5 protein-coding genes and 1 pseudogene are annotated in these 6,043 nt (G+C 49.6%); all 6 read right to left on the bottom strand.

Annotated elements, in window-relative coordinates:
• Positions 1-203: 203 nt before the first annotated feature.
• The 6 genes and pseudogenes from GX419_06615 to GX419_06590 all read right to left on the bottom strand — a co-directional run bounded on the left by GX419_06615 (position 204) and on the right by GX419_06590 (position 5,898).
• Entirely contained in the window at positions 204-671 is a 468-nt protein-coding gene (locus GX419_06615) for a hydrogenase maturation protease (GenBank protein ID NLI24357.1), read from the bottom strand.
• Complete coding sequence (locus GX419_06610) at positions 668-2,122, bottom strand: Ni/Fe hydrogenase subunit alpha (protein ID NLI24356.1); 1,455 nt, start codon at positions 2,120-2,122, stop codon at positions 668-670. The genes GX419_06615 and GX419_06610 overlap by 4 nt, the downstream gene beginning before the upstream one ends.
• A gap of 23 nt (positions 2,123-2,145) precedes the next feature.
• Positions 2,146-2,694 (bottom strand): NADP oxidoreductase, encoded by a 549-nt coding sequence (locus tag GX419_06605; protein ID NLI24355.1) that lies wholly within the window; start codon positions 2,692-2,694, stop codon positions 2,146-2,148.
• 13 nt (positions 2,695-2,707) lie between these two features.
• On the bottom strand, positions 2,708-3,418 hold the full coding sequence (locus GX419_06600; protein NLI24354.1) for a 2Fe-2S iron-sulfur cluster binding domain-containing protein: 711 nt from the start codon (positions 3,416-3,418) through the stop codon (positions 2,708-2,710).
• Between the two features lie 18 nt (positions 3,419-3,436).
• On the bottom strand, positions 3,437-5,239 hold the full coding sequence (locus tag GX419_06595) for a hypothetical protein (GenBank protein NLI24353.1): 1,803 nt from the start codon (positions 5,237-5,239) through the stop codon (positions 3,437-3,439).
• A gap of 11 nt (positions 5,240-5,250) precedes the next feature.
• A pseudogene (locus GX419_06590) lies at positions 5,251-5,898 on the bottom strand (redox-sensing transcriptional repressor Rex).
• Positions 5,899-6,043: the final 145 nt, after the last annotated feature.

Below are 6,043 nucleotides of genomic sequence, written 5' to 3'. Positions count from 1 at the left end.
TGATCTCGTAAAGGAAATTGGAAATTGGAAATAGGAAATTTTCAGAGATTTCCGATTTCCCAATAATGAGGTTCCAGGGTTCCAATGTTCCAATGTTCCAAAGTTCCAGAGTTCCAGCGTTCCAGAGTTCCAGCGTAAAGCGAAAAGACAATTGCAAATGCCGAAAGGACAGCAGAAAGAAATATTTATATGAAGCCGATTTCTTATTCAGGAATTGATTTGCTGGTCAGGAAGGAACAGATCCAGCCAAAGGCTTCCTTTAAAACCTTTTGTCCTTTGGCAGTCAGGCCTTCGTACATTTCGTATGAGTCACCCTTCAGGTGAAGCACATAAGCTTCCGGAATAGTGCCGTAAACCGTATCGCACAAATAAAGAATGAAAGCCGGGTCAACCGCATGCATAGTAAATTCTACCCTGGGGGAGGGCTGAAGCTTTTCCAGCCGGAACGATTCTTCGGTGGCAAGGGATGCGTCGGCAAAAATCACAATGTCAGCATCATGAATTTCAGCTGCATCCTCTATGTTAAGCTGGTAATTGGTTTCCGTTCTGATATGATCCAGATGGTTTTCCCTTGCCCATTTTTCTACTTCTTCGGCCAAAAAAACACCCAGGCCGTCATCCTGACGGCCCGGGTTGCCATATCCATAGATCAGAATACGCGGATTGCTCACTGCGAGATGAATTCATCAATGAGGTTATCGTCTTTGTCGTAAAGGTAAAGCGCCAGGGGCATTTTGCCCAGTGCGTGCGTGGCACAGCTCAGGCAGGGGTCGTATGCCCGGATGGCCACTTCTACGGCATTTTTCATCGCTTCGGTAATTTCCCTCTGCCCGGTCATCATTTTTTTGGCCACCACGTTTACCGCATTGTTCATGGGCTGGTTGTTGTTGGTGGTTGAAACAATCAGGTTGGCCATAACCACCTGGTCGTTTTCGTTGATACGGTAATGATGGAAAAGGGTACCACGGGGCGCTTCAATCAGGCCAATTCCTTCATACTGTTTCTTTCCCTTCACCACCAGTTCTCCCTCAAGCAGATCGGGATCGTTCAGGAGTTCCTTCATCATTTCGGCGGCATGAAGAACCTCGATGAGCCGTGCCCAGTGCATGTGCATCGACATATTGTTCGGCTTCCCGTTTGTGTAGGCTTTGAATTCTTCAAACTCCTTCTGTGCAATGGGCGTAGGAATGAAGTCGCAGGTGTTGAGCCGTGCAAGAGGTCCAACCGTGTACCAGCCGTTTTCCTTGCCCAGGTGCTTCAGGTAGGGGAACTTCATGTAGCTCCACGACCGGACTTCCTCGTCGATGTACTTCAGGTAATCGTGATAGTCAACGTCGTTAAGGATTTTCTTTCCGTTGGCATCAACTGCCCTGAGGACTCCGTGGTAGAGGTCAAGCGCTCCGTCTTTTCTTACAAGGCTCAGGTGGTTCGAAGGAAAAACGCTGAAATTATCAATCAGGTCCTTGTTCTTTTTGTGATACGATTTGAAGAAATCGACAGCAGCCACCGACCATTCGATCATTTTATCAATGTTGAGCGGGTCAGGTCCATGGAGGAACATATCCCGCTCTTCAGGGGTGAGGTGTTTGTTGATTCCGCCCGGAATAGCTCCGGTGCCGTGAATCTTTTTGCCAGCCGTAGCCTTGATGATTTCCTGCCCGAATTTGCGCATCATCACTCCCTGAACAGCCAGGTCTTTATGCTTGAGAGCCACACCTATAATATTACGAATAGCCGGGTCGGCATCAATGCCGAACAGGAGGTCGGGAGAAGCCAGGTGGAAGAAATGGAGGGTGTGTGACTGAAAGATCTGGCCGTAATGCATCAGCCGGCGCATTTTTTCTCCGGCAGGGGTAAGTCCTTCGCCGGTTCCGGCGCCGACGATCACATCCAGAGCCTTGGCTGCCGCCAGATGGTGGCTCACCGGACAGATCCCGCAGAGCCTTTGCACCAGTACAGGCATTTCCCAGTACGGGCGGCCCTGGACAAACCGTTCAAAACCTCTGAATTCAACGATGTGCAGTCGGGTGCGGGCAACATTCCCCTCTTCGTCAAGATGTATGGTAACTTTGCCGTGTCCTTCCACACGGGTTACCGGTTCTATGATGATTTTCTGGTTCATATTCTTTTCGGTTTACTATTTGCTTAATCGTATTTAATTACTTCGTACGGCAAATCCATCGGGCGATTCTTGATGAGGGCCACCAGGGCTTCCCAGATCAGTTCGGCACGGGGCGGACATCCGGGAAGGAAATAATCAATTTTTACAATTTCATGGCAGGGATACACCTTGTCAAGAATCATGGGAATATCCTCATCGTTGGGAATGATGTATTCATGGTTTGCCTGAACGGAAGGGCTGAGCAGATAGGCCTCCCGCAGGCACTCCTTTAACGGAATATTGTTCCGGAAAGCAGGCAGTCCGCCCATGATGGCGCATTCTCCGACTGAAACAAGGATTTTGCAATGCTCGCGGAATTCACGCAGTACATGAATGTTTTCGCTGTTGCAGCATCCTCCTTCAATCAGGCCAATATCACACTGTTTGGTGAAGTGTTTGATATCATCAATGGGCGATTTGTTAAACTCAACCAGTTCAATCAGGTCAAGAATCTTTTCGTCAATATCGAGAATTGACATGTGGCAACCAAAGCATCCGGCAAGGGATGTGGTAGCTATTACAGGTTTGCTCATACGTTTCCTCCCGTTATTTTGATGGTTGAGACATTTCAATTTCACTGCCTATTGGCATTTTATCGTACTTGCGGGTTCCGATGGGATGGATAAAGCCCTGTTCGCGGACAAGGATGGAACCTACCGGACAGACGGCCATTGCCTTGCGGGCAAGTTCGTCGCTCATCTGCCGCCCAAGGATGGGATCAAGAACTACTTCTGACTTGTGTCCGCGTTTTTTGTAAGCAAACAGGCTTCTTCCCTGTTCGTCTTTGATGGCCCGTATGCACCTCTTGCACATGATGCAGCGGTTCTGTTCCTTAATGATTTTAGGATTGGAAGCATCAACCTTTCGCTGAGGGAAAGTATATGGATAGCGGGGAACCATTATTTGGAAGCGGTAGGCAAGTGCCTGCAATTCACAGTTTCCGCTTTTCTCACAGGCAGGGCAGAAATGGTTGCCTTCCACAAACAGCAGTTCAATGATTGCTTTCCGCAGTTCATTGATATCTTCCATATTGCTTTCGACTTTCATGCCGTCGGTAACCGGCGTGGTGCAGGAAGTCATCAGCCTGCCATTGACACGGACGGTGCAGATGCGGCAGGATCCTTTGGGTTTGACCCCTTCGAAGTTGCACAGGGTAGGAATATATACCCCGTTGTTTTTGGCGGCCTGCACCAGGTACAATCCTTCTTCCGCGATGCAGTCCTTGCCATCTATTGTGAAATTAACGATTTTGGCCATGGTATAGAGATTTATTAATTATTCAACAATAACGCGTCCGGATGCTTCGATGTAATCCCTGACTGATTCGGCCAGGTTGAATCCGCTGTCGAAGTCAGTATCCATGCGCACCCTTTGTTCATAAAGATGCCGGAAATTCTTGATGCTGGAAACAATGGGATTGGCCGCGGTCTGTCCCAGTCCGCAACGGCTGGCTTTCAGCACTTTGGCCCATTCGAGCATGTCGTCAATGTCTTTGATGACGCCTTTGCCGTTGAGAATTTTCAGCAGTTTGTTTCGCAGTACCACCGGCATAATGCGGCAGGTGGAGCAGGAACCGCATGATTCATCGATGAAGAATTCGGTAAAGTTCAGTACCACATCCTTGAGCAGGTCTCTGTGCTTGCCAAAGATGATGATGGAACCTCCGGTAGCCAGGTCCTCATAGCCGAGGATGCGCCGGAATTCGACAGGGGCCAGGAGGGTTCCGGAAGGGCCTCCCACCTGCACAGCCTGTACATCGGGGGTTGCCCCCACCATGCCCAGGATGTCATATACACTGAATCCCCATTCCACCTCGTAGACGCCCGGGTACTTGCAGTCGCCCGATACGCTCAGCAGTTTGGTTCCGGTCGAATCCTGCGTACCAAAACTGCGGTACCATTCGCCGCCGTTGAGCATTACCTTCACTACTGCGCAGAGGGTTTCCACGTTGTTTACCACGGTGGGATAGTCGAGGTACCCCTTTTCCACCGGGAAAGGCGGCCTGTCACGGGGTTCTCCGCGTTTCCCTTCGGCCGACTCAATGAGGGCTGATTCCTCACCGCATACATATGCTCCGGCACCAAACTGGATACGGATATCGAAATTGAATCCTTTGATGCCGCCGATATCTTTGCCCAGCAGGTTGCGCTCACGGGCGCCCTGGAGGATGCTTTCCAGATGTTTCTGCAGGTATTTGTATTCGTGTCTTACGTAGAGGATTCCTTCCGTTGCGCCCACGGCATAGGCAGCAATCACCATGCCTTCGAAGAGAAGTTTGGGCCGTTCGGTCAGAATCACCCTGTCCTTAAAGGTTCCCGGCTCGCCTTCATCGGCATTGCAGAAGATAAATTTTCTGTCTCCTTTGGCCCGGCGGCAGAATTCCCACTTCAGACCGGTGGGGAACCCGGCGCCTCCGCGACCTTTTATATTGGAAGCTTTCACTTCGGCAATTACCTGCTCGGGTGTCATCGTGGGAAGCTTTTTCCAGATCACGATGCCGGGGGTATAGTTGTCGTCCAGAATAGGCCCTTTCCGGCGGATGTTGTTCATTACCATGCTCCTGACCAGCTTGTTGCCGTTGTTGCCGTCGCCATAACCTTCCACCATCAGTTCTTCCACGTCCTTCCCTTCGCGCATGCCGCGCACGAGTTCCTTTACCCTGAAGGGAGTAAGGTTGGTAAAGACCTTTCCGTTGATAATGGCTGATGGCTCCTGGTCGTTCATCCCAATGCAGGAGGTGTCGAACAGGCCGAAGAGGCCGTCTTCCGAAACCTGACCAAACTTGGTACCGGTTTCCCGCTCAAAGGTTTCTTTGATCTGTTCACGCCCCATCATGTTGGCCACCACACTGTTGTTAAGGTAAACCGTGTATTTGCCGGTAGGCTTCTGCGTGAAAAAATGATAGAACGAGATGGTCTGCTGAACATCCACGGTGGAAATATTGCAGCACCGGGCTATTTCATTCACTGCATCGGACGAAATATAGCCAAATGCCTCCTGAATTTCCAGAAGAATGTCCATCAGCCTGGTCTTGTCCTTGTTGTACTTTTCGAGAATGGACGTTACTGATGTTGCCATAGGTTTGTTGTTTATGAAATGATTGTATGACGTTCACTGGGAACCTGCCATTGCTGATTCACCAGGTAAATTAGGTTCGTAAGTTCGTGTTCGATGTTGATGTTCGAAACCGCAGTACCGGCATCTCCTTTCAGTTTATGGGGGGTAAAGTTCAGTACACCGCGTATGCCTGCACGGACAAGGCGGTCAAAGCAGGCCAGGGCCGACGACTCCGGAACAGCCAGTACGGCGATGCGTACCTTCTGTTCCCTGATAAAATCTTCGAGCAGTTCCATGGGCAAAACCGGGATTTCAGCGGCAGGGTTCTGGCGGGCACTGTCAATGTCAAAGCCTGCAACGATTTCAATGCCGGAAGAACGGAACCCCGAATAGTGCATCAATGCCTGACCAATGCGCCCGGCCCCTACAATAATTACCCGCTGAGGTTCCGAGAAGCCAATGATACCCTGAATGCGGGCCAGGATGTCTTCAATATGGTATCCCCCCTTTTGTGTCCCGCTGATGCCAAAAGCAGAAAAATCCTTCCGCACAAGAGAAGAGGAAATGTCAAGCACTTCAGCAATATTGTCGGAGAAGACCCTGATGAAGCCCATTGAACGGAACCTCTGAAGTACGGTCCGGTATGCCAGCAGGCGCAATATTTTTTCCCGTTCGTTCACTGCTTCTTGTGTATTATGTTACAGTTTTATATTATTAAATTACGAATGTAACATATTTTTTTTCGACTGACCAAAAATAAAATATGTTGTATACAATATTCCTGATAATTGTTTTCAGTGAAAATTATTTTCGGGGAAACGGGGG

The organism is Bacteroidales bacterium (assembly GCA_012517825.1).
GTDB lineage: Bacteria > Bacteroidota > Bacteroidia > Bacteroidales > JAAYUG01 > JAAYUG01.
This window is presented reverse-complemented; position numbering and strand designations above follow the sequence as displayed.